The organism is uncultured Imperialibacter sp. (genome assembly GCF_963974565.1).
GTDB lineage: Bacteria > Bacteroidota > Bacteroidia > Cytophagales > Cyclobacteriaceae > Imperialibacter > Imperialibacter roseus.
The window spans coordinates 363926-386513 of record NZ_CAXBCJ010000001.1; the positions used below are offsets into that span (position 1 = coordinate 363926).

Here is a 22588-nt window from a genome sequence, read left to right on the forward strand (position 1 = left end):
TAATTTACAAAACTGAGGAAAACAAATTCATTTTGTTTACGTTTGTGAGGATAATCAATCACAAAACTTAAAAAATGAAAGGTAACAACCTTGGTGAACTTGAAGAGCTTGTGTTACTCATGGTGGCGTCGCTTAGCGAAGAAGCCTATGCGGTGGCTGTTCGGGAAGAGTTGGAAAAATCTGCCAGCAGGGTAGTCAACATAAGTGCAGTACATTCTTCGCTTTACAGGCTTGAGGACAAGGGTTTTCTTACCTCCGAATTCGGCGGCGCTACATCCAAAAGAGGGGGAAAAAAGAAGCGCTTATTTAAAGTCACTTCAGCAGGTTACGCCATTCTGAAAGAAGCAAAAGAAACAAAAGAGCAGATTTGGTCGAATATACCTCAGTTGTCATTTACCAATATTTAACTTGTTCGGTTTTCAGCCATGGAGCCAGCTCAAAAGCCCTCAAATCAGCCACCCGGCCTAGGCACTTTCCTACTGAGAAATATCTACAGTGAGGAACTGTTTGAGGAGATCCACGGCGACCTCCTTGAGTTGTACGAAGAACGAATAGCAACGAAAGGCAGGTGGAGTGCTTCGGCCCATTACATAAAAGATGCTGTACTCTCAGCACGCAACTATGACCTCAAGCGGACGCAACACTACAAAACTCAAAATAACTCAGGCGCTATGATTCGAAATTACATCAAGATTACGCTACGCACCATTTCCAAGAACAAAGTATACACCGCACTGAATGTGCTGGGCTTGGCACTAGGCATGGCTGCCTGCATATTCATTATGCAATACGTGGCTTTCGAAAAAAGCTACGATAGATTCAATGCCAATTTCGAAAACCTCTATAGGATCCAATACAACTTTTACCGGGAAGGGGAGCTACAGTTCGAATGCGCAGCTGCGGTTCCCAGAGTAGGTCCTTTCATGAAAGAGAAAATGCCGGAGGTGGTCGACTTCGCAAGAGCCTACCCGCTCTCAATGGTGGTATCTTACAATAACATCAACTTCCGGGAAGACAGAATTCATATAGCCGACCCGGCTTTCCTCAAAATCTTCACCTTCCCTCTCATCAAGGGAGATGTAGAAACCTGTCTGACGGAACCAAATACAGTAGTAATTTCCGAAACGGCCGCCAAAAAATACTTTGGAAACGAAGATCCTATCGGGAAAATGATCCGTGCAGACGGCCAGTACAGCATGGCTGTGACTGCGGTGGCCAAAGATGTGCCCAACAATTCGCATATCAAATTTGACTTCCTTATCTCCTACCAAACGCTCAATAACCAAACTGATAACCAGTCAGAAACGGCCTGGGGGTGGTACGACTTCAATAGTTATGTTCTTTTGCGAGATGGAACTGATCCTACAGCCTTCAATAAGAAGTTTGCGGAAATTCTGTATGAGGAAAGACATGAGGAGGAAGAAAAATACAATTACAGACAGGAGTTTCCTTTGCAACCTATTACGGACATACATCTATATTCCAATCTTTTGCAAGAATCGGAGCCAGATGAAGCTGGCGATGGAGAAGCTGTTTTTTTCCTCACCATTATAGCTGCCTTTATCCTGGTGATCGCCTGGATCAACTACATCAATCTTAGCACAGCCAGGTCGGTTGAACGTGCCAAGGAAGTCGGTGTAAGAAAAGTCATGGGGGCATTCAAGGCGCAATTGATCGGGCAATTTATCACCGAATCTTTTGTTATGAACTTGCTCGCCTTTACTGTGGGCCTGGCAATAGTAACACTTGGCATCAATCAGTTCAACGCTCTTACCGATTCAAGCCTCGGACTTTCGTTCTTACTCAGTGCAAGTTTTTGGTTGGTTGCAGCTTTGGTGGTTTTCATCGGTTCGTTTCTCTCCGGACTGTACCCTGCATTTGTTTTGTCATCCTACCAGCCATCTACTGTGCTGAAGGGCAAGATGACCGGCAAAAAAGGTGGTATACTTCTTAGAAAAGCCCTGGTCATATTCCAGTTTGCTTCTTCGGTATGTCTGATTGCAGGAACTCTTATTGTGTATCAGCAGCTAAGCTACGTCCGCAATCTCGACCTTGGTTTCGACATGACCGAAACCCTCGTTGTGAAAGGGCCGGGTGTATTTACAGCTGATTCGCTTTATGGTTCAACCATGCAGACGTTTAGAAATGAGCTATTGCAGAACCCGGAAATCACCGCCATAGCCTCGGGTACTAATGTGCCGGGAGATGAAATTTTCTGGGCCAACGGGATCAAAAGAGCAGAAGAACCAAATGAAGCCAGCAAAACAATCTATATCGCCGGAGTGGACTATGATTACTTCCCGGCCTACGATATCAAGCTTGTCGCTGGGCGCAACTATGACAGAACATTTGGCACCGATACCGGATCGCTTATTCTCAATGAAGCAGGTGCCAAATACTTAGGCTTCCAGTCGGCAGAAGAAGCCATTAACCAAAAACTAAGTTGGGGTAGAGGCGACAAAACGATCATTGGCATTGTAGAGAATTATAACCAAATGTCGGCTAAAACGAAGGTTACACCGCTTCTTTTTCCTTTGGTGACCGGGAGAAGCAATTTTTTTACTATCAAGCTGGACAAAAATGGAGTTTCTGATCTTACTAAGCTATTCAATAAAGTGGAAGCCAGCTATTCGACACATTTCCCAGGCAATCCGTTCGATTACTTCTTTCTCGACGATTTCTTCAACCGGCAGTACAACCCCGAAAAGAAATTTAGCAGAGTGTTTACATTGTTTGCCGGATTTGCCATTGTGATTGCCTGCCTGGGGCTTTTTGGTTTGTCTTCTTTCAATGCACTACAAAAAACAAAAGAGATTGGCATCAGAAAAGCCATTGGAGCCGATGTTGGGCACATTGTGATGCTGCTTTCCAAAGAATTCGTCTACCTGGTTTTGATTGCTAACATTATAGCATGGCCAGCTACCTGGTTCATTATGAACAACTGGCTCGACAACTTTGCCTACCGGATCGCCATCACACCGCTGGTGTTTATCGTAGCAGGACTGCTGGTTTTGGTCATCGCCGTGCTTACTGTTGGTTACAAAACTATGGCCACGGCCAAGTCCGATCCTGTGAAGGCGTTGAGATATGAATAAATACACTTAGGGAACAATCTCTTGAGGGATTGAGTTAATTTGAAGCCTGATTGAGCCACGTCAATCAGGCTTTTTTATGAACTACATGCGACGTTTCCTTTCAATACTGAAATACACAGGCCTGACGCTGGCTGCTATTCTTTTGCTGGTGTTTGTTGGGGGCTTCCTTTTCACCAGCCTTAGCCCCCAGTTTGGCGGCTCTCCAACGGAGGCCCAAGTCGCTTCTTACGAAAAGTCGGGGCATTTTGAAAAGGGTTTGTTCGTTAACAACACCCCCACTTCCATGGCAATGGACTGGCCGACCATCAAAACCCTGCTACGGGACTACGTTGTTGGCGTGCCTAACCTTGCACCGGAAAACTTGCTACCAGTGCTCAAAGTCGACTCCCTCAGCATCGTGAACCGACCCGACACGCTTACCAGACTCACCTGGTTTGGTCACTCAGCTTTTCTTTTAGAAATGGAAGGCAAAAACATATTGCTCGACCCGATGTTCGGCGACAGCCCTTCCCCTGTTTCATGGTTGGGCTCGCATCGGTTTACCGAGGGGCTACCCATAGAAATCGAACAGCTTCCGGCTATCGATGCTGTCTTCTTTTCCCATGACCACTACGACCACCTCGATTACGAATCGGTGATGCGATTAAAAGACAAAGTAAAAGACTTTTACGTACCGTTGGGTGTTGGTGCTCATCTGGTCGCCTGGGGGGTAGCCGAAGACAAAATACACGAGATGAATTGGTGGGAGGAGACAACACACGAGAACCTTCAAATTGTCTGCACACCGGCAAGGCATTTCTCCGGCAGGGGCATTACCAATCGTTTTTCAACCCTGTGGGGCTCATGGGTAATCAAAGGAACATACGCCAACATCTACTTCAGTGGCGATAGCGGCTATGGCCCACATTTTAAAGAAATTGGTCAAAAATACGGCCCGTTTGATGCGGCTCTTATGGAGTGCGGACAGTACGACCTGCGCTGGCACAATATTCACATGCTGCCTGAAGAAACTGCCCAGGGTGCTGTTGACTTAAATGCAAAAGTTATGATGCCCATCCACTGGGGGGCATTTGTGCTGGCGCTTCATGCATGGAAAGATCCTATCGACCGGGTAACAAAAGAGGCTGCTGTATTGGGGATGCCTATCGCCACGCCAAAAATTGGTGAAAGACTGATAGTAGGCCAGCCAGACTTCCCGATGGAAAGATGGTGGGACTCGCTAAACTGATAATTGCATCACTTTTTAAACACGCCGTCATACCCGCTGCCCATATAGGCACCCCATTTAATCTCCTTGTTAACAGGCAGTGTGGTAGTCAGTCGGATAACTTCCATCCCATCGAAGGTGTAGGTGTGTTCCGTGTTTGTAGCATGGCAGTAAACAATGTCAATATTGCCATCGCCATCCAGATCGCCCACCCAGGGGGTTGACGAAAGATTGTGTCCGTCGGTATGAACATCGAGATCAATGACTTCACCCGTCGTGAAATCAATCACCGCCAGCATATTGTAGAAGTACTTCTTCATCAAACCATTCTCCAGGCTTTCTGCCTGATAGTTGACTATAACGAGAGCATCGTCAACACCATCGAGGGTAAAATCGGCAATTACAGGCGTGGTAGTTTGGTAAAGCCCAAGGGAGTCCAGAAACTCAACCGCTCCATTTGCGCCATTCACCATGAATTGCTTGGTCCAGTCAAGATTGGGCCAGGAGCCCTGAGCAAAAGACATGAAAAAGTCGGGGGTCTTATCGGCATTAAAATACCCAACGGAAATCGAGCTATAAGCTTCGCTATTGTCCATTTGCACCTGCCAGATCTTCTGATGCGTTTTTCCGTCGAATGCCAGAAATCTTCCATCCACAGCATTGGCAACAATATCTGGCCTACCGTCGTCATTCACATCCACCCAGGCCGCCGGAGCAATAAACCCCTTGTTTGCACTGCTATCCAATTTGATGGCGTCAGCTAAATCACCTTTCATCACCTGTGAGAGGGTACCCAGCCACAAGTTACCCCCAATGGTTTCGCCCCCTGTTCCAAAAATAATTTCCCTGTCCTGGCTTCCGTCGATCGGCAAAGTAGCCACCGACATGTATATTTCCTTGCCGTCGGGCATTCTAGCCTTTCCCAGCACTTCGCCAGTGAGCGTGTTGAGCACTACCAAATGCCCCGCTGGTCTGTTTGGGTCGTAGGGCTCTGCCATCACATCTCCGCCGTTGGAAATCAATATATCCTCCACACCATCTCCGTTTTGATCTGGCACAAACTGTGGGTTGTAAAAGTTGAACCACTGCTTTTGCTTCCGCTCTTTGGCCAGGTCGGGGTCGTTGAAATGCCAGATCACTTCACCAGTTTTACCATTTACAGCCTGCAACTCCGCTGACCTCCCATTGATGAACACATCCATCACACCATCGCCCGTGATGTCTTTCAGGCTGGCCGAGCCAAACACCTGATCAATAGCCGACACATTCCAAAGCATGTCGCCGGTTCGCCCGTCCATCGCAAAAACGGCCGAATCGCAGGCTTTGAATTCCTCCCTGCCTGCTCCGAGAATAATATCCTTGATGCCATCTCCATTGAGGTCAGCTACTCTGGGCGATGAAAAAGTCCCGATTCCGGGTAGACGTTTTGTCCATGATTCTTGCCCCAGCAGCTGACCAGCTATGCCAATACATGCCAGCAGAAATAGTGTAAACCGAAAAGCCATCCGATGCTATTGATTTTAATCCTTTGAAAGATAGATCAAAGAGCAGGAAGTTCAAAAGGGCCAGTCTTACTGATAAACCATCGGCTGCGTCCAGGCTGCCTCAAAATCACCCTCTTTGAAAGGATTTTCTTTATACTTGTCGGATACTACTTTAGCCCTGACAAACACAATATCTTCGGTTAGCGCAAATTCATCGGCTATTCCTTTTTTCTCCATCAACACCGAAGACATCTCCTCGCCTTTCTTCACCCCAATGAATTGTATGGTATAAGCAACACCCTCTTCCGCTGCCACCTCCACTCTGAGTTTGTTCCCCTCCCGGCTAATCCTGCTCAACGTCACCCCGGTCGACCCATAAAAGTCGCCTGCCTCCATGGCCTCAATCAAAGACGCAGGTCGGAGCGAGTCGGCTTGCACCATCACCCAGCCCCGGCCGCTGTTGCTATAGGCATCGCCAAACATATGGTAATTGTGGCTGTCGTCGGTTGCCACGCCATACATCAGGGGCTTACCGGCGGCCAGGTAGGCAATATTGATGCGGTCCCACATCTCCTCCATGCCAATATGGGTGGAATCGCCGTAGTTATTAACCATGGGGTGGCCATTGAACACCTCGAAGAATCTCTCACCGTTAAGCGAGATCATGTCGTCGACCGTAATAGCAAAATAGAAATTGGGATGGTTGATGTGAATGATCATTGGTTGACCCGTGGCCCGTCGTTGTGCCGTTACTGCGTCAATGCTTTTTTGCAGCACATCCGACACACTACTCCCTTCCTGTTCCCCAATCAACTTTTTAACATTGGTAACGTTCAGGTGCAGAGGTTTCCCCTCGAAACTGTTCGTAATTTCCTCTGACTGTATGATGAGGAATTTGTCCTTTTCTGCAAAAAGTGGCACGTATTCCTGAAAAGTTTTCAGCTTCACACTTACCCGGCCTGTGTCCTCCTTATACTCTACCCAGTCCTCCCCATATTTTTTAAGATAAGTGTAAAAAGCATCTTTATACACCCCTCCCTTCGGTACAAGTTTCCACTTTTCACCAGCGGCCAATGTATTGTGGTCAGAAAGTCCGATAAAGTCATAGCCGTGGTCCTTGTACCAGCCCATGATCATTTCAGGAAATTCGTCACCATCACTCCAATAGCTATGGGTGTGTAAATTTCCCTTGTACCATTGCCTTTCAACCTTAGCTATTTTCGGCGTGCCACACGACCAGAGAAGCAGCAAAAAGACTGATAGAATACCTAACCTTTTCATTTTCTAAAATTTAGATTTTATCAATTCACCAAACAGATATTTCAAAAAGAAAGCAAATATGGCGATAACCCATCCGATAGATGCGCCTTTCGGTAGCTTTTATCAGCCATTTCTTACTCAGGTCACACAGCAACCCCGCCAAAGAATCAAACAACTAATTCTTCGAAAAATATAATTTAAATAACTGAGCCGATTCCGTCATTTAGTTGCATCTCCTGTACAATTTGGCTTCAAAAGTTGAAATATGAAAAGAAATTGCATAATATACGTTAGCATTCAATAACCTTATAAGTAGAACCACTATTAACCTAACCTGTTTATGTCCAATTTATTGGACATATTTTACCTTAGAGCATGTCACTTAAATCAACCTTACCAGCAGAAATCTACAATCGGATTGAAGAAATCCAGTCCATGATATTCGAAATTGCCAACGGCAATTACAACTTCCGACTTCAGCGCTCAGCCGAAAACAACGAGCTTGATGGCCTCATAGGCGGCATCAACATGCTGGGAGAAGAAATTAAGGCATCTACAGTATCCAGAAACTACCTCCAAAACATCTACAGGGGCGTTATCGACCTGTTGATCATTTTAAAGAAAGACTTCACTATTGAGACAGCCAATCACCAGGTATTAAGCTCTCTTGGATATACGAAAGACCAGCTTGTTGACCAGCCATTCAGCAAGCTACTCGGCCCCAACTATCAGAACAGCCTGGATCGGATTGAAAAAGATTTGAAGGAAAATAACATCTCGGTGAATTTGGAACTAAATTTCCTCACATCGGGTAACGTTGCGGTTACACACGCAGTCTCCTTTTCGCTCCTTTCGGGGAGTGATGACCTCGACACCAGCATTTTGGTCACTGCAAAGGACGTTACCGCATTTAAGGAAACTGAGGAACGGCTTAAGCGCCAAAATGAAGCGTTGAAAGAAATAGCCTGGATACAATCGCACAAGGTACGGGGGCCAGTTGCCTCTATTAAAGGGCTCATGATGCTGATTGACTGGGATCAAAACTCGCTTGAAGAAAACCGACAAGTTTTTCAGAACATGCAGCAAACCATCGAGCAACTCGATGTTATTATTCATGAAATCGTTAACAAAACCGGAAACCTCTTCGAGGAGGAGGACTCCCTTCAGTAACATAAATAACTCCAAAAACTGACTAGTGCACTGGGTTCGCCTCCAAAACCTCCACTTAGCATTATTCCAAAGGATTGCTTTGCTGCTGCCGAATGCGTCTGTCAGGCCCACAATATTGATCGCTAATTGTCAACAGGCAGGCACTGCACATTAATACAAGCCGACTATCTTGAACTCCTCTGCCTAAATTCATACCTTGATAAAAGCTCCTGCCACCAACCCAAACAGCCGTTGAGTTGTTAAATGCGTGAGTTTCACAGGTACTTGGAAAAACGACCTGATATGAAGGCTTTGATAGTTACATCGCTATTTTTTCTTTTTCAAGGAGAGATCGTGGGCCAGTCGAATTGGCCCTACCGTGTCCCCGCAGGTGTCAAAGTGGAAAGCATAGTACCATTCGACGAGCTGTATCTGTTTCCAGCTTTCCGTAAATGCTCCATTTTCTATGTGGATGGCAAAAGCTCCCTGGCGATGGCCAATTACAGTCTGCTATATCAAAAAATGGTGTTGATCAGCGTAAAAAAAGATACCACTTTTTTGAAAAACGACTATCTGGTTCAAAAATATGACTTTGGAGATACGGTCATTCTTAACGACTATAAATATGGCCTTGTAGAAGTACAGAACGACTCACTATTCCCAAAGCTTGCCAGAAAAGACTTCGTTCATTTAATTCCGGTCGATGAGGGCACCTTTGATGGATACTCCAATTTTGTAGATCCCTCCACAACCAACATCGTACTAAGGAGAGTAGGAAACGACACCGACAGAGTGTTGGAAGATCAGTTTGCACGGAGCAACATCATTGTGGAAAAGAAGGTGGCATTCTTCTTAATCGACCGCAACCATAGAGTATTCCCAGCCAGCGGAAAATACATCTACCGGATACTCCCCCGCCACAAAAATACCATCCGTGATTTTATCAAGGCGGAGTCTATCGACTTCAAAAGCGAAGCTGGTCTTCACAAGCTATTGGATTTCTGTCAGAGCCTGTGAGGAGCTATACTCGTACGCCGGAAAAAGTCCAGGGTCTTGAGTGAACTATCTTCACACAACTACAACGACCACACCTTTGTACCCTTCTCGTAGGGCACGCAGCTATTGTACCTCCCGGGAATCGATTCGTACCGCAATATGCGCTCTCCCAGCTCCTCGGTGTTGAAATAGCTGGAAACCGTCATTGCCTTCACTTTCTTGAAAATCGAGTTAACCGGCTTTTTGGCCATGTCGGTGCCCCACACAGATATTCCGTAGGACTCAGGAGTGTCATACTTGCTGAGAAAAGCCGCCTTTTCTTCAGCACTGCATTTTTCAAACGCTTTGCCCTGGGTACTTTCACATTCTTTCAGGAAGGTGTCGAGGTCGGTTTTGAACTGCTCTGCGTTTGCCGGAGAAAACACTACCGAAATAAAGGCATCCATCGTCTGCGCTACCTTCATGTCTTTGGCACCAGGGGTAGTGGTTTTAGGAAGAATAGCCTCGGTCAGTTCCTCCAGTGCTACGGCCTGCGAGGGAGTGAATACCAAAGGCTGCCACCCCAACTCGGGCGCACTTTCGCAACTGTTGAGAATTGACACAATGGCTGGTGCTGAAAGGGTATACCCCATGCTAAGGGCCATTCTTTTGATTACTTCTCTTCTATCCATGGCTTAGAGGTTTTTCTTCTTTAGTTGTTCGGCAGCATAGTTGGCAGCCCTGGCCGTGAGGGCCATATAAGTAAGCGAGGGATTCTGACACGCCGATGAGGTCATAGCCGCCCCGTCCGTCACAAATACGTTGGGCGCTCCATGCACCTGGTTCCATTTATTCAGCACCGAGGTTTTGGGGTCGGTGCCCATCCTGGCGGTGCCCATCTCATGTATGCCCAACCCTATGGCTGCTGGCGAATCATAGGTCTCCACCTTTTTGTAACCACTGGCTTCGAGCATCTCCGCAGCGGCATAAGCCATGTCCTTCCTCATGGCCATTTCATTTTCCCTGAACTCAGCGTCGACTGTGAGGGTGGGTAAACCGTACGGATCCTTTTTATCAAAATTGAGCCACATGCGGTTGTCCTGATGAGGCAGGCATTCACCGAAGCCCACCAACGCCATTTGCCATGGCCCTGGCTCCATCAGTCCATCCTTGAAATCAGCTCCAAAACCAGGCACACTACCTCCCCGGCCTGCCCCCGCCCTTTCGGCACCCCCCTGGTAGCCAAAGCCTCTCACATAGTCTGTCCTTTTGGTTTCTTCATTGATATTCCTGAAGCGAGGAATGTAAATGCCGTTGGGTCTGCGGCCTTCATAGTACTTATCAGCAAACCCGTCAAAGTCGCCAATGGCGCCTACCCGGTAGTGGTGATCCATCAAATTGCGGCCCAGCTGATCGGAGTCATTTCCCAGGCCTGTTGGGAACCGTTCGCTGATAGAGTTCATCAGGATGAAGGTTGACCCCATGGCCGAAGCGTTCAGGAAAACAATCTTTGCGAAGTATTCTGTCGTTGCCTTGGTTTCGGCATCAATCACCTGCACACCGCTGGCTTTGCCGGTTTTATCATCATAAATAACTGAATGGACAATTGCATTAGACACCAGCGTGAGGTTACCGGTTTTTTCAGCATCTGGCAGGGTAGAAGACACACTACTAAAGTAGCCCGCAAAAGGGCAGCCACGTGAGCACCTATTGCGGTACTGACAAGGCCCCCGGCCATTGTGCTGCTGGGTCAGGTTAGTGACCCTGCCAATGGTAAGGTAGCGGTGCTTAAAGTTCTTTTCTATTTGCTCTTTTGTGTGTTGCTCCACGCAGTTGAGCTCCATCCCTGGCAAGAACTGTCCGTCGGGTAAGTGTGGCAAGCCCATGGCTTCTCCACTGATGCCCACATACTTTTCAACGTAGTCATACCAGGGCGAAAGGTCTTTGTACCGAATGGGCCAATCCACTCCAATACCTTCTTTGGCGTTGGCTTCAAAGTCGAGATCACTCAGGCGATATGTTTGCCTGCCCCAGGTAAGCGAACGGCCACCAGTCTGGTAGCTTCGGATCCAGTCAAAGCGCTTCACCTCGTCATAAGGGTTCTCCTTATCGTTGACAAAAAAGTGCTTGGTATCCTGTCCTATCCATCCGGTGCGGCTTTGTACGGGCCGCTCCTGCTGCTCTTCATAGGTGAGTGCGCCATTATTGGGCATGTCCCACGGATCAAGGTGGGCCGTTGGGTATTCACCATGCTTCACCGACCGCCCCCTTTCGAGCACCAGCGTTTTCAATCCTTTTTCACAAAGCTCTTTGGCGGCCCAGCCGCCGCTTATGCCCGACCCCACAACAATGGCATCGTATTGATGGGTGCTATTCTGATCCTGCATGGTATCAATGTAGTTTAAGTAACAGTATTTCCTTTCCGGGAAAAGCTTTCAATATAGCCATTCCACTGTAAATAGAACAAGAAAGTACCCAACAATATCCTGAGTTTTGAACCGGTCTAAATTACCTATAGGTAAAAGCAGAAAACCAGAGACGGAGTAAATCCTCACCAGTTTCGCCGGGCTTAAGAGTGGTGATCTTACAACCTAACACTACCATCATTCTTTTTTATTAATCTTAACTATTGACTATATTAAGGGAGATTGCCGTTGCTGGCATATCAAATCGCTCTCAACGGCCTCCTTTTATTGGAAAGACAATCACAATCCGGACTCTTTTCTAATAAATTTTGATATTCATTAGATTTAATTCAAATGAAGTCATAATTTATTGCGAGATATTTAACACACACCCTGATTGATTATATAAAGCCCATTTGCGAGCACCCGAAACGGGTTGACCTGCAGACTCAGGCAAGCCTTCCTTCATGCCTTCTGGTCGGGAAGTATTATTGCCGGGTGATTCATTGCAAAGTCAATAGAAGGGATTGACCCGAACAATGGCTGCTTCACAAATGTTTTAAAGAAAGGTATCGACTAAAATTAAGCAAAGGCTTCATGCAACACACCAACATTTTCGAGTCTTACCTCATCGGTGAGGGTACTTTTGATGAAATGTACCAGGGCAAGGAGGTAAGAACAGCCTATCAGGGAATTTTCAATTTTCTTAAGAGCAACAGTCCCGAAGACCTCACCATGAAGGAGGAGCTATCCAAGCGTCTCTTTATGAGCCAGGGCATCACTTTCACGGTGTATTCCAGCGGCGAAGGCATAGAAAAGATCTTTCCTTTCGACATCATCCCAAGGATCATCACGGCTGACGAGTGGGATTTTGTAGAGAGGGGCATCAGGCAGCGGCTCAAAGCACTCAACCTGTTCCTGAAAGACATCTATTCTCATCAGTTCATTCTGAAGGACGGTATAGTGCCCACCGACATTATTTATTCCTGTCCACATTTTATTCGTGAAATGCATGGACTGAAAGTGCCACACGATATCTATGTCCATATATCAGGCATTGACATTATCCGTGGCGGCGACGGTACTTTCTACGTGCTGGAAGATAATTTGCGCACACCGTCCGGCGTGTCGTACATGATCGAAAACAGGGAGATTACCAAGCGGATCTTCCCGGATGTGCTGCGCCGCAACGCTGTGAGGTCAGTGACGCAGTATCCCACATTGCTACATAAAAACCTCAAGTCGCTCTCACCCAGGCAGGTGGCTAACCCCACAGTAGTATTGCTTACACCCGGCATGTTCAACTCTGCCTACTTTGAGCATACGACACTGGCCCGCCTCATGGGCATTGAGTTGGTGGAGGGGCGTGACCTTGTGGTAGAAAACCATAAAGTGTTCATGAAAACAACCTATGGCCTGCAGCAGGTAGACGTTATTTACCGCAGGGTGGATGATGATTTTCTTGACCCACTTGTTTTCAACAAGGAAAGTGTGCTGGGTGTGGCGGGCATTATGTCGGCCTACAGAAAAGGTAATGTGGCCATTGTGAACGCAGTAGGCAACGGCGTAGCCGACGACAAAGCCATTTACACCTTTGTGCCTGACATGATCAAGTACTACCTTAACGAGGAGCCCATTCTCAGCAACGTACCGACCTATCACTGCGCAGATCCTGAACAGCTGGAGCATGTTTTCAACAACATCACCTCTATGGTAATCAAAAAGACCAATGGTTCAGGTGGCTACGATATGTTGATGGGTAATTCCGCTACAGAAAAGGAAATTGAAGACTATAAAAAAGCGGTTTTGAAAGACCCAAGACAGTTTATCTCTCAGCCTATCATTAGTCTGTCCACATCTCCATGCTACATCAATGGCAAGTTAACGCCCAGGCGGGTAGATTTACGCCCGTTTGCATTGTACGGCCCTGATGGCATCGAAATTGTGCCAGGAGGCCTCACCAGAGTGGCTTTAAAAGAGGGTTCCATGGTGGTGAACTCCTCGCAGGGTGGTGGCAGCAAAGACACCTGGGTATTGGCTTAATAGTAAAATTGGTAAACGACTTTAGAAGACAAATATATGCTTAGCAGAGTAGCAGACTCACTTTTCTGGATGGCACGTTACATGGAGCGTTCCGACGGCATCCTTCGCATGCTCAAGGTGAATTACAATTCGTCGCAGGACAACCTGAGCGACTTTAGCTGGCAGCCGGTGCTGAAGGTATTTACTTATCTGGATGGCCCCGCCATTATTGAACTAGACAATGAAAGCAGCGAGGTGCTGCGTTACATGATTCTTGACAAAGAGAATGATAACTCGGTACAAAACATAGTGATCCACGCCCGGGAGAATGCCCGGTCTGTGCAGGACAATGTCACTATAGAAGTGTGGCAATGCCTCAACGACTTCTACCACCTTATCAGGGACGAACGTCACATCAACAGCCTGGCACAGGGTGACGCTATTTCGGTGATTGACGTGATGGTGAAGCAATGCCTGGTGTATTATGGCACTGTGGACATTACCATGTCGAGAGGCAGCGGTTACTGTTTCATGTCGCTGGGCAAGTTTTTGGAAAGGGCGCTGCAGTCTATCGATATTCTTGATGTGAAGCTTGGCAGCATGTCTGCAGAAGACATGCAAGCATACGACACGCTCTACTGGAAGTACCTGCTGATGTCGGTGTCGGGTTATAAGCTTTACCTAAAAAATTATCAGTCAGGGTTTGAGGCTCGCAATGTGGTTCATCAAATTGTTCTGAATACACATTTTCCAAGGTCTGTCATCTACTCGCTGGATCACCTCCACCGCAACTTCGAGCAGCTCAGTGCCTACCTTGACAAAGCAAGCTTCGATGAGCTCAATTTCGAAATAGGTAAACTGCGCAGCAAGGTTCGCTACTCTACGCTCAACGATATCGAGGAAATGGGGCTGCATACATACCTGGCAGATATCAAAAAGGACTTGTCGGACATCAGCAGCAAGTTGAACCAGTATTGTTTTGCGTATAGTTAGAGGGAGACGGAAGGGAGGAGACAGGAGACAGAAGACAGGAGACTGAAGACGGCAGGGAGAAGACGTAAGACAGTAGAAAGCCTTCCCGACAATCTGCGGAACCGGAACAAAAAGGCGTCGGCACGACCAGCAGGCCCATAGCGTGGGGGTCGTCAGATGCCCTAGGTGGTTAAGAAACCGATTCTTGGCCCAGACTCCTGCCTCAGGGCTCTCAAATATTCGATTCCTCAAATACTCAACTCGTCTTTCCTACCAAATTCGTAACTTCCAATCTGTAATTATCAAATCCGAATTTCAAATTAGTAATTCCTTTATGCCCAAGTTCAACATCCGCCACCTGACCAAATACACCTACACCACCTCGGCGACAAACAGTGCCAACGAGATCATGCTCTATCCCATCCAGGACGATCATCAGGAAGTGCTACAGCAGCAGGTGATCATTACCGGTAACCCGGACGTATATGTGCACAAAGATTATTACGGCAACAATGTGGGCTCTTTTGCATTTGCCGACCCTCACTTTCAGCTTCTGATCGACTCGATTCTGGAGGTTGAGACAAAGAAAGCGCCGGAAGTTGCCGACGAAAGCCCCGCCGATGAGCAGTGGAAGCACCTTTACAACATATCCAACCAGGTGCCTTACATCGATTTTCTCAGGCAGGAAAACTTCCAGGCGATTCCTGAAGTAATGACACTGATTGAGTCTATCAAGAAACAAAACGCCACGCCCCTTCAGGCCGCACTTAACCTTAGCGAGTATGTGTTTAACCACTTCGCCTATATCAAAGGAGTAACCACTGTGGAAACTACCCTCGATGAGATTTGGAAACTGAAGTCGGGTGTTTGCCAGGATTTTGCGCACATGCTGCTTGTGATGTTGCGCCAACTCTTTATTCCGGCCCGCTACGTGAGTGGCTATGTGTGTCCAAATAAAAATGGCATGCGGGGCGAGGGCGCTACCCATGCCTGGGTGGAAGCCTACATCCCCGACCATGGCTGGGTGGGCATAGACCCGACCAACAACTGCCTTGTCAACGACCTGCATGTGCGTCTGGCTATAGGCCGCAGTTTCGTGGATTGCTCACCAGTAAAAGGCACCTATAAAGGTGCAGCTGACCATACCCTTGAAGTAGCAGTGTCGGTCGAATATGAGGGAGGACCAAAAGTAAACCAGGATTTGGCTTTAGAGGAGATCGCCAAAGCAACGTCAACTCCGGATGTTAATTCTTTCCAAAGGTACCAACAGATTCAGCAGCAGCAGTAGCCCTCTTGCGCCATAGGCTCAGAAGATGGGAGACGGAAGTTGGAAGACGGGAGACCGAAGAAGTCCAGAGTCGGTAGCAGGCCGGAGTAGGCGTCGGTACGATAGCGATGGCTTTCTGCGTCGGCAATCGTCAGACGCCCGAAAGGCTTAAAGGAATTTCTAATCAGAAATTTCAAATACCCTAAATCCGTAACCTCCAAATCCGTACTTTCGTATCCTCAATTCTTCAAATACTCAGATCTTCGACCCTTCGCCCATGTCCTCCAACAACAACATCTTCGCTTTCTGGTCCTGGTTTGAAGACAACCTTGGCCGCATCCGCACTGTGCTGCTCGACCCCTCCCACCCCGATCGGGAATATGTTGTCAGCTCTCTTGATCAGCACATCCTGGCCATTGGCACCTTCACCTGGGATATTGAGAAGGGCATGCACCGTCCCTGGAGCCTGACCATCTCGCCCAATGGCGTCCCCGACCTGCTGGAGCAAACCAAAGCCATTGTGGAGCAGGCGCCCGAGCTCGCCGACTGGGAGTTTTACCCGGCCCATCAGCCAAAGAAGCAAGACTTTGCCTTCACAGTGTACGACGAGGAAATGAACCAAAAGCCCGTGGATGCCAATCCATGGCACTATGTGCTGATACCGGCGAGTGGCAGGCAGCACACACTGCTCATAGAGGCGGGCAACTGCCCACATCTCGACGACAATACGCTTTATGCTGCTGTCAACCATCTGGTGACCTGCCTACTGGGTGAGGAAACCAAAATCCACCGCATTGCCGACATAGAAATAGTAGACGAGCTGGACGAAGAACACCACAAAGCGGCGAAACCTATTGTGCAGCTGGGGTTGGGGGTGTCAGAGTAAAAAGGTTAATCTGCTTCAAATTAAAGAGGTTACTCTAGCCAAGAAGAAAGTAGTAACCTCTTTAATCTTCCAAGACAATAGGTTAAAAACTAAAGAGGTTACATCTGCAGGGGAGTAGAGAGTAACCTCTTTGGTAAATAGCATCAAGTTAAAGAGGTTACTCTGCCCCAAAGAAAGTAGTAACCTCTTTAGTCTTCCAAGACGATAGGTCAAAAACTAAAGAGGTTACATCTGCAGGGGAGTAGAGCGTAACCTCTTTAGTCAAACTTCTTCCCTTCCAGCACGCCTACCCCTTTGGGCAGAGGGTTGCCTGACGAGCGGCGGAAAGTAACCACCTGACCTACGTGCCACAAGGCATCGGCAATAGGGCCGTTGATCACGTTCCAAAACGGATACACCTGCGCTTTGTCGCCACTACCGAATATCATCTGGAAGCTCTCCAGATCAGCGGCGCTGGCGGTGAGTAGCTTTTGGCTGGCCTCTTGTATATTGAGCAGCGTAGCCTTACGCAGGGCCTCGAAGGTTTCCGGCGCAGGATCGCCACCCACATTGGGTTGCTTGCGGGTGGCATTCACAATTACCTGACTGAGGCCATGAATATGCTTGACAGTAGCCATACTGCTACGAGCCTCGTCGCCGGGGCTCCAGGCAAGGTCTTCGGGGCGCAGCCCTTCGGTAGCCCAGTAGTAGCGAAAGCCCAGGCCGTCGACCATACGAGCGGCCACGGTGCCAGGGCCATAGGAAGCGGGGTAGGCTGGTATTTGATAGTACGGGACATCGGTGGTTTGGGCGTTTAGCGTCAGCGAAACAGCAGCAAGGCCGCAAAAGAGTAAGCTTTTTAACATGGTATTGAGTTTTTGATGGAGCTAAAATAAGAATTCGAATCTTGTTTACTCGCTGGTCATCTCAGAAATTACCATGACAGATGGAAGAGCACGCCAAGTCAAACACACCATGACTGAAAGGAGGACAGAGGCGAAGCGTACTATCTCTGGCAGTCCGCTCGAAATGAGCAGAATAGCCGCAGACAAGGGGGCAAAAAAAGCCACCGAATCTCTCCGGTGGCTCTCACATCATCTATTAACAATCAATATTACTCGATTACATCCACCTTCATCATGTTGGTGCGGTTTTCCCAGTGGTGCGGCTGTGAGCCTGTGTACACCACGGTGTCGCCTTTGTGCAGGAAGCCCTTGTCTATAAGAATGTCTTCCAGGTGCTTCAAGGTCTCTTCAGCTCCTACCCTTTGGTTGTAATAAAACCCACGGATACCCCACACGAGGTTCATGGTGTTCAATATCTTACGGTCGTCAGTGAAGATAAAAATATTCGCCTTTGGCCTGTGCGACGATAGTCTGAAACCAGTATACCCCGATTTCGTCATTCCCAAAATAGCTTTAGCGTCGATGTTAGCACTCAGGCGGGCAGCAGCTCTTACCAGCTTGTCGTTGATCAAGGTGGCGGAGTCGTCGTTGCTTTCTGAAAACTTATTGAACATCACATCGGTGCCCTGCTCAATGGAGGTGATGATTCGCACCATGCTCTTTACCGACTGCACCGGAAACTTGCCCGACGCTGATTCAGCACTTAGCATCACCGTGTCGGCTCCGTCCATCACTGCATTGGCCACGTCGTTCGCTTCGGCCCTGGTAGGCCTTGGGTTTTCGATCATGCTTTCCATCATTTGCGTGGCAATAATCACGGGCTTTGCCGCCTTGTTGCACTTGCTCACCATCATCTTCTGGGCTAACGGTACGTCTTCCATAGGAATCTCCACGCCGAGGTCGCCACGAGCCACCATCAGGCCGTCCGCCGCTTCGATAATGGCATCAATATTTTTGAGTGCTTCAGGCTTTTCAATCTTGGCGATGATCCTCGACGTGCCTCCCTTTCTTCTAATCTTTTCTTTCAGGTCAAGCACATCCTCAGCTTTTCGAACGAATGAAAGCGCTATCCAATCTACCTCATGCTCCAAACCAAAATACAAATCCTCCTCGTCCTTTTCAGTCAGCGACGGGGCGGATACAGGGGTGTTCGGTAAGTTGATACCTTTTTTCGACTTCAAAATTCCACCATATACTACCTGGCACTTTACCTCGTCGCTGGAGGTGGCCAACACTTTCAGTTCAAGGTTACCGTCGTCGATGAGAATGGCATCTCCAATGCTCACATCGTTGCAAATACCTGTATAGGTCGTACTGATAATCTGAGCGTTGCCTACCAGCTTTCTTGTGGTGATAATGATTTCCTGACCTGGCACAATTTCCACTCCCCCATTCTCCATGTCACGGGTACGAATCTTCGGCCCCTGAAGATCCTGTAGCAACGCCACGTGCGTGCCCATTTCCTCGTTGAGTTCTCTTACCAGCTTAATGACCTTAAGGTGGTCTTCATGCGAACCATGGGAAAAGTTGAGGCGGAAAACATCTACCCCCGTTTGGATAAGGCTCTTCAGCATTTCCTTACTGTTAGAGGCAGGCCCTACGGTGGCTATGATTTTCGTCTTATTAAAAATTGGTGAGCTTTCCATGAGTGTTATTCAAATATAAGATTTTCCTTTTCTTTCAGTTTATTGATATTAATTGAGGCCAGGTACTCTACCACGGGTATGCTTTTCAGAGCCGCAAGGGTACCATCAGGATCAAAAAATCCGCCGTCGTCATTAATCATTATGAGATAATCGAAGTGAGCCAGCTCAGCTAGTAAAAAGCCGGATTTTCCGGCACCTGCCAGGCTCTTATTCTTAAGGAGCCGAAAAGTACTGTATTCCGTTTTAAATAAAAAGTGGGAAATGGTGATTTCACGATCATTGAGAAATTCCACACTGAGTTCCTGCTGTTTTACCAGCCTCACGCCGAGTGCACTATTGATATGCCAGGCAAGCTTGTACTCCCTGGCTGAAGTGGCCAGGCCAAGCAGCGTGAAGTCATAGTTGTACTCAATATGTAACTTTTTGCTCTTCACCTGTGGCTCCCGAAATCTTTGGTCATTTTTTTACAGCATCACCTCTTCAGCCAAGCCTGTGAGCATAGCACACATTTAACTATTATGTGACAGGCGGCGGAGCGTTTTACCAGCACAAAGTTAGCGTTATTGTGGTAGCTGTAAAGGCAAAAAGGGCAAATTCAACGTCGAAAAAACACCGGTTGTCAAATCTTTTTTATTCCCTGAAGGTAATCAATGGCATACTTCCCAGCTCGAAACTACCTGCAGGCATGCCAGGCAAAGGAAGCAACAAGAGACACCACCCTGCAACCTTTAACGATTCTCCCGTTCGGTAAAGTGTTGCTTTAAGGCACCTTCAGGCTATTAAAGTGATGTTTCTCTTCGGCTTGCACTCTCGCTTTTAAGTCCAGATAACCCATTCATTATCAGCCCCAAAAAGCCCTTCCCAAACCGTTTTTTGCTATCTTTAGCTAAAATTAAGATTGAACGAATTTGTTTGACATTATTGGGGAATATCTATTTCTTTGCAGTGTTTTTTACTAACTAAACATTAAAAAAATGTCTGAAATTGCACAAAAAGTTAAGGCTATCATCGTGGATAAGCTTGGGGTAGAAGAGTCTGAAGTTACTCCTGAGGCAAGCTTCACCAACGACTTAGGTGCTGATTCTCTTGACACAGTAGAACTTATCATGGAGTTCGAAAAGGAGTTCAATATTTCTATTCCTGATGATCAAGCCGAAAATATCACCACTGTAGGACAAGCAATTACATATCTCGAAGAAAACGCAAAATAAATCTCAACCCGGCGGACACCCTTTTATGAATGGCAGAAGAGTAGTAGTTACAGGTCTTGGAGCGCTTACCCCCATCGGCAATAACCTCGAAGAATATTGGAAAGGTCTTTCCAATGGAGTGAGTGGTGCGGCCCCTATTACCCGGTTTGATGCTGAAAAATTCAGAACTAAGTTCGCCTGTGAGGTAAAAAACTATGATCCTCTCAATCATTTTGATAGAAAGGATGCAAGAAAGATGGACCCCTTCACTCAGTATGCACTTATAGTGAGTGAAGAGGCCATCAAACATTCAGGTCTTGACCTGGAAAAAGTAGACAAAGACAGGGTTGGAGTGATTTGGGGTGCCGGCATAGGTGGCCTCAAAACCTTTCAGGACGAAGTCACTGATTTTTCACGTGGCGATGGAACACCCAGATTCAACCCATTCTTTATCCCCAAAATGATCGCCGACATAGCTGCCGGCTACATTTCCATCACTTATGGTTTTAGAGGGCCCAATTTCGTAACAGTTTCTGCTTGTGCCTCTGCTACCAACGCCCTTATCGACTCGCTCAATTATATTAAACTAGGCCATGCCGACGTGATTGTTTCCGGAGGCTCAGAGGCCACGGTGTGTGAAGCGGGTGTGGGTGGATTCAACGCCCTTAAGGCGCTTTCTGAGCGCAACGACGACCCTTCCACAGCGTCCCGACCGTTCGACAAAGACAGAGATGGCTTTGTATTGGGTGAAGGAGGAGCATGCATCATTCTTGAAGAGCTTGAGCATGCGAAAGCTCGTGGTGCCAAGATCTATGCGGAATTCATCGGCGGCGGTATGTCGTCCGATGCTTACCACATCACTGCTCCTCATCCTGAAGGTTTGGGAGCGAAAAATGTGATGATCAATGCCCTAAAAGATGCCGGCATCAAAACTACCGACGTAGATTATATCAACGTTCATGGCACCTCAACACCTCTCGGCGACAAAGGCGAAACGCTGGCGATAAGAGAAGTGTTCGGATCTCATGCCTACAATATCAATATCAGCTCCACCAAGTCCATGACAGGGCACTTGCTGGGGGCCGCAGGAGCTATTGAAGCAGTGGCCTCAATCATGGCCATTCAACATCAACTGGTTCCTCCTACCATTAACCACTTCACTGACGACGAAGAGCTGGACAGCAAGCTGAATTTCACATTCAACAAAGCACAGGCACGCAAAATCGACATCGCACTAAGCAATACTTTTGGTTTTGGCGGCCACAACACCTCCATCATCTTCCGTAAATACGAGGGATAGTGCTGAATCTGGTCAGGCGTCTCAAGTCATTCTTCACCATTTACACAGAAAAGGAGCGCTCATTAAGCAGGGCCGTTAAAACCATTGTAGGACACGCTCCTATCAACATCCACGTGTATCGGCTGTCAGTCATCCACAGCTCTGCTGCCAAAGAAAATAATAACGGTTTCAAAGAATCGAACGAAAGGCTGGAATACCTGGGGGATGCCGTGCTCGGCATGATCGTGGCAGAGTATCTCTTTAATAAATATCCTTTTAAAGACGAAGGCTTTCTCACAGAGATCAGGTCACGCATTGTGAACCGGGAGAGCCTCAATGACCTTGCAAGAAAACTGGGCATTGGCGAGATAATAGAGTACGAAGGGGGAGGGCGTAACGGTGTGGGTCATAAATCCATATATGGCGACACCCTGGAGGCACTCATTGGTGCTGTGTACCTCGACAGAGGCTACCGGTTCTGCCGCAAGTTTGTGATGAACAAACTGATGAAAAACCACTTCGACATCCAACACATCGTTCGGAACAACCCCAACTATAAAAGCAAGGTCATAGAATGGGCCCAAAAGGAAAACAGGGACATTCGGTTCGAAATTACCGAACTCAATCAGGACAGTTTTCCCCGCAAGTTTGAAGCACTTGTAATGGTGGATGAAGAACCCTTCGGCAAAGGGTTTGGGTTGAGCAAGAAAAAAGCAGAACAAGATGCCGCCCAAAAAACTTGTGAAATGCTAAACCTGCCATAACTTCGGCTTGTTTTTAAGGATGTGTTTGATGGATGAGGGAGGGCAGCGATCAAGCGAAAACAAATGTAAGTCTGAGCCTGTCGAAGACCGTTTAAATTACTGA

General features: G+C 47.5%; 19 protein-coding genes. 12 read left to right on the forward strand and 7 right to left on the reverse strand.

The features are described from left to right. The first annotated feature begins 74 nt into the window (after nt 1-74). From AAC052_RS01660 to AAC052_RS01670, 3 genes are all read left to right on the forward strand, one after another. Nucleotides 75-407 (forward strand): PadR family transcriptional regulator, encoded by a 333-nt coding sequence (locus AAC052_RS01660; protein WP_317490267.1) that lies wholly within the window; start codon nt 75-77, stop codon nt 405-407. A gap of 18 nt (nt 408-425) precedes the next feature. Continuing rightward, on the forward strand, nt 426-3095 hold the full coding sequence (locus AAC052_RS01665; protein ID WP_317490266.1) for an ABC transporter permease: 2670 nt from the start codon (nt 426-428) through the stop codon (nt 3093-3095). A gap of 76 nt (nt 3096-3171) precedes the next feature. After that, nucleotides 3172-4323 carry an MBL fold metallo-hydrolase gene (locus AAC052_RS01670; protein WP_339793184.1) on the forward strand — a complete coding sequence of 384 codons (1152 nt, stop codon included), beginning with the start codon at nt 3172-3174 and terminating at the stop codon, nt 4321-4323. 8 nt (nt 4324-4331) lie between these two features. Here AAC052_RS01670 and AAC052_RS01675 read toward each other — a convergent pair whose 3' ends face one another. Next, nucleotides 4332-5807 carry a PQQ-binding-like beta-propeller repeat protein gene (locus tag AAC052_RS01675; RefSeq protein WP_339810428.1) on the reverse strand — a complete coding sequence of 492 codons (1476 nt, stop codon included), beginning with the start codon at nt 5805-5807 and terminating at the stop codon, nt 4332-4334. A 66-nt stretch (nt 5808-5873) separates the two neighbouring features. Then, entirely contained in the window at nt 5874-7067 is a 1194-nt protein-coding gene (locus AAC052_RS01680; RefSeq protein ID WP_317490263.1) for a histidinol-phosphatase, read from the reverse strand. A 354-nt stretch (nt 7068-7421) separates the two neighbouring features. Here AAC052_RS01680 and AAC052_RS01685 point away from each other — a divergent pair, with 354 nt between their 5' ends. Next, nucleotides 7422-8216 carry a PAS domain S-box protein gene (locus tag AAC052_RS01685; protein WP_339810431.1) on the forward strand — a complete coding sequence of 265 codons (795 nt, stop codon included), beginning with the start codon at nt 7422-7424 and terminating at the stop codon, nt 8214-8216. A gap of 282 nt (nt 8217-8498) precedes the next feature. After that, nucleotides 8499-9212, forward strand: a complete 714-nt coding sequence (locus AAC052_RS01690) for a hypothetical protein (RefSeq protein ID WP_339810433.1) — start codon at nt 8499-8501, stop codon at nt 9210-9212. A 59-nt stretch (nt 9213-9271) separates the two neighbouring features. On the opposite strand, the gene AAC052_RS01695 is transcribed toward AAC052_RS01690, so the two are convergent. Both AAC052_RS01695 and AAC052_RS01700 read right to left on the reverse strand, forming a co-directional pair. After that, nucleotides 9272-9862 carry a gluconate 2-dehydrogenase subunit 3 family protein gene (locus AAC052_RS01695; RefSeq protein ID WP_339810435.1) on the reverse strand — a complete coding sequence of 197 codons (591 nt, stop codon included), beginning with the start codon at nt 9860-9862 and terminating at the stop codon, nt 9272-9274. A 3-nt stretch (nt 9863-9865) separates the two neighbouring features. Next, complete coding sequence (locus AAC052_RS01700; protein WP_339810437.1) at nt 9866-11557, reverse strand: GMC family oxidoreductase; 1692 nt, start codon at nt 11555-11557, stop codon at nt 9866-9868. A gap of 615 nt (nt 11558-12172) precedes the next feature. Between AAC052_RS01700 and AAC052_RS01705 the strand changes: the two genes are divergently transcribed. The 4 genes from AAC052_RS01705 (at nt 12173) to AAC052_RS01720 (ending at nt 16722) form a co-directional block, all read left to right on the forward strand. Then, nucleotides 12173-13618, forward strand: a complete 1446-nt coding sequence (locus AAC052_RS01705) for a circularly permuted type 2 ATP-grasp protein (RefSeq protein ID WP_317490258.1) — start codon at nt 12173-12175, stop codon at nt 13616-13618. A 36-nt stretch (nt 13619-13654) separates the two neighbouring features. Continuing rightward, a complete protein-coding gene (locus AAC052_RS01710; protein WP_339810439.1) occupies nt 13655-14590 on the forward strand; it encodes an alpha-E domain-containing protein in 936 nt (311 codons plus the stop codon). A 313-nt stretch (nt 14591-14903) separates the two neighbouring features. Next, entirely contained in the window at nt 14904-15857 is a 954-nt protein-coding gene (locus AAC052_RS01715) for a transglutaminase family protein (protein ID WP_339810441.1), read from the forward strand. A 256-nt stretch (nt 15858-16113) separates the two neighbouring features. Further along, nucleotides 16114-16722 carry a hypothetical protein gene (locus AAC052_RS01720; protein ID WP_339810443.1) on the forward strand — a complete coding sequence of 203 codons (609 nt, stop codon included), beginning with the start codon at nt 16114-16116 and terminating at the stop codon, nt 16720-16722. A gap of 257 nt (nt 16723-16979) precedes the next feature. On the opposite strand, the gene AAC052_RS01725 is transcribed toward AAC052_RS01720, so the two are convergent. The 3 genes from AAC052_RS01725 to AAC052_RS01735 all read right to left on the reverse strand — a co-directional run bounded on the left by AAC052_RS01725 (nt 16980) and on the right by AAC052_RS01735 (nt 19686). After that, nucleotides 16980-17567: a hypothetical protein gene (locus AAC052_RS01725; RefSeq protein WP_339810445.1), complete on the reverse strand. Its 588-nt coding sequence runs from the start codon at nt 17565-17567 to the stop codon at nt 16980-16982. 248 nt (nt 17568-17815) lie between these two features. After that, nucleotides 17816-19252 carry a pyruvate kinase gene (gene pyk, locus AAC052_RS01730; RefSeq protein ID WP_317490253.1) on the reverse strand — a complete coding sequence of 479 codons (1437 nt, stop codon included), beginning with the start codon at nt 19250-19252 and terminating at the stop codon, nt 17816-17818. Nucleotides 19253-19257: 5 nt separating this feature from the next. Then, nucleotides 19258-19686 carry an IPExxxVDY family protein gene (locus AAC052_RS01735; RefSeq protein WP_317490252.1) on the reverse strand — a complete coding sequence of 143 codons (429 nt, stop codon included), beginning with the start codon at nt 19684-19686 and terminating at the stop codon, nt 19258-19260. Between the two features lie 540 nt (nt 19687-20226). Here AAC052_RS01735 and AAC052_RS01740 point away from each other — a divergent pair. The 3 genes from AAC052_RS01740 to rnc are packed head-to-tail and all read left to right on the forward strand — an operon-like array spanning nt 20227 to nt 22485. Continuing rightward, nucleotides 20227-20463 (forward strand): acyl carrier protein, encoded by a 237-nt coding sequence (locus AAC052_RS01740; protein WP_151998840.1) that lies wholly within the window; start codon nt 20227-20229, stop codon nt 20461-20463. Between the two features lie 25 nt (nt 20464-20488). After that, entirely contained in the window at nt 20489-21742 is a 1254-nt protein-coding gene (gene fabF / locus AAC052_RS01745) for a beta-ketoacyl-ACP synthase II (RefSeq protein WP_339810448.1), read from the forward strand. Beyond that, nucleotides 21742-22485: a ribonuclease III gene (gene rnc, locus AAC052_RS01750; RefSeq protein ID WP_317490250.1), complete on the forward strand. Its 744-nt coding sequence runs from the start codon at nt 21742-21744 to the stop codon at nt 22483-22485. Before fabF ends, rnc begins: the two co-directional genes overlap by 1 nt. The last annotated feature ends 103 nt before the right edge of the window (nt 22486-22588 follow it).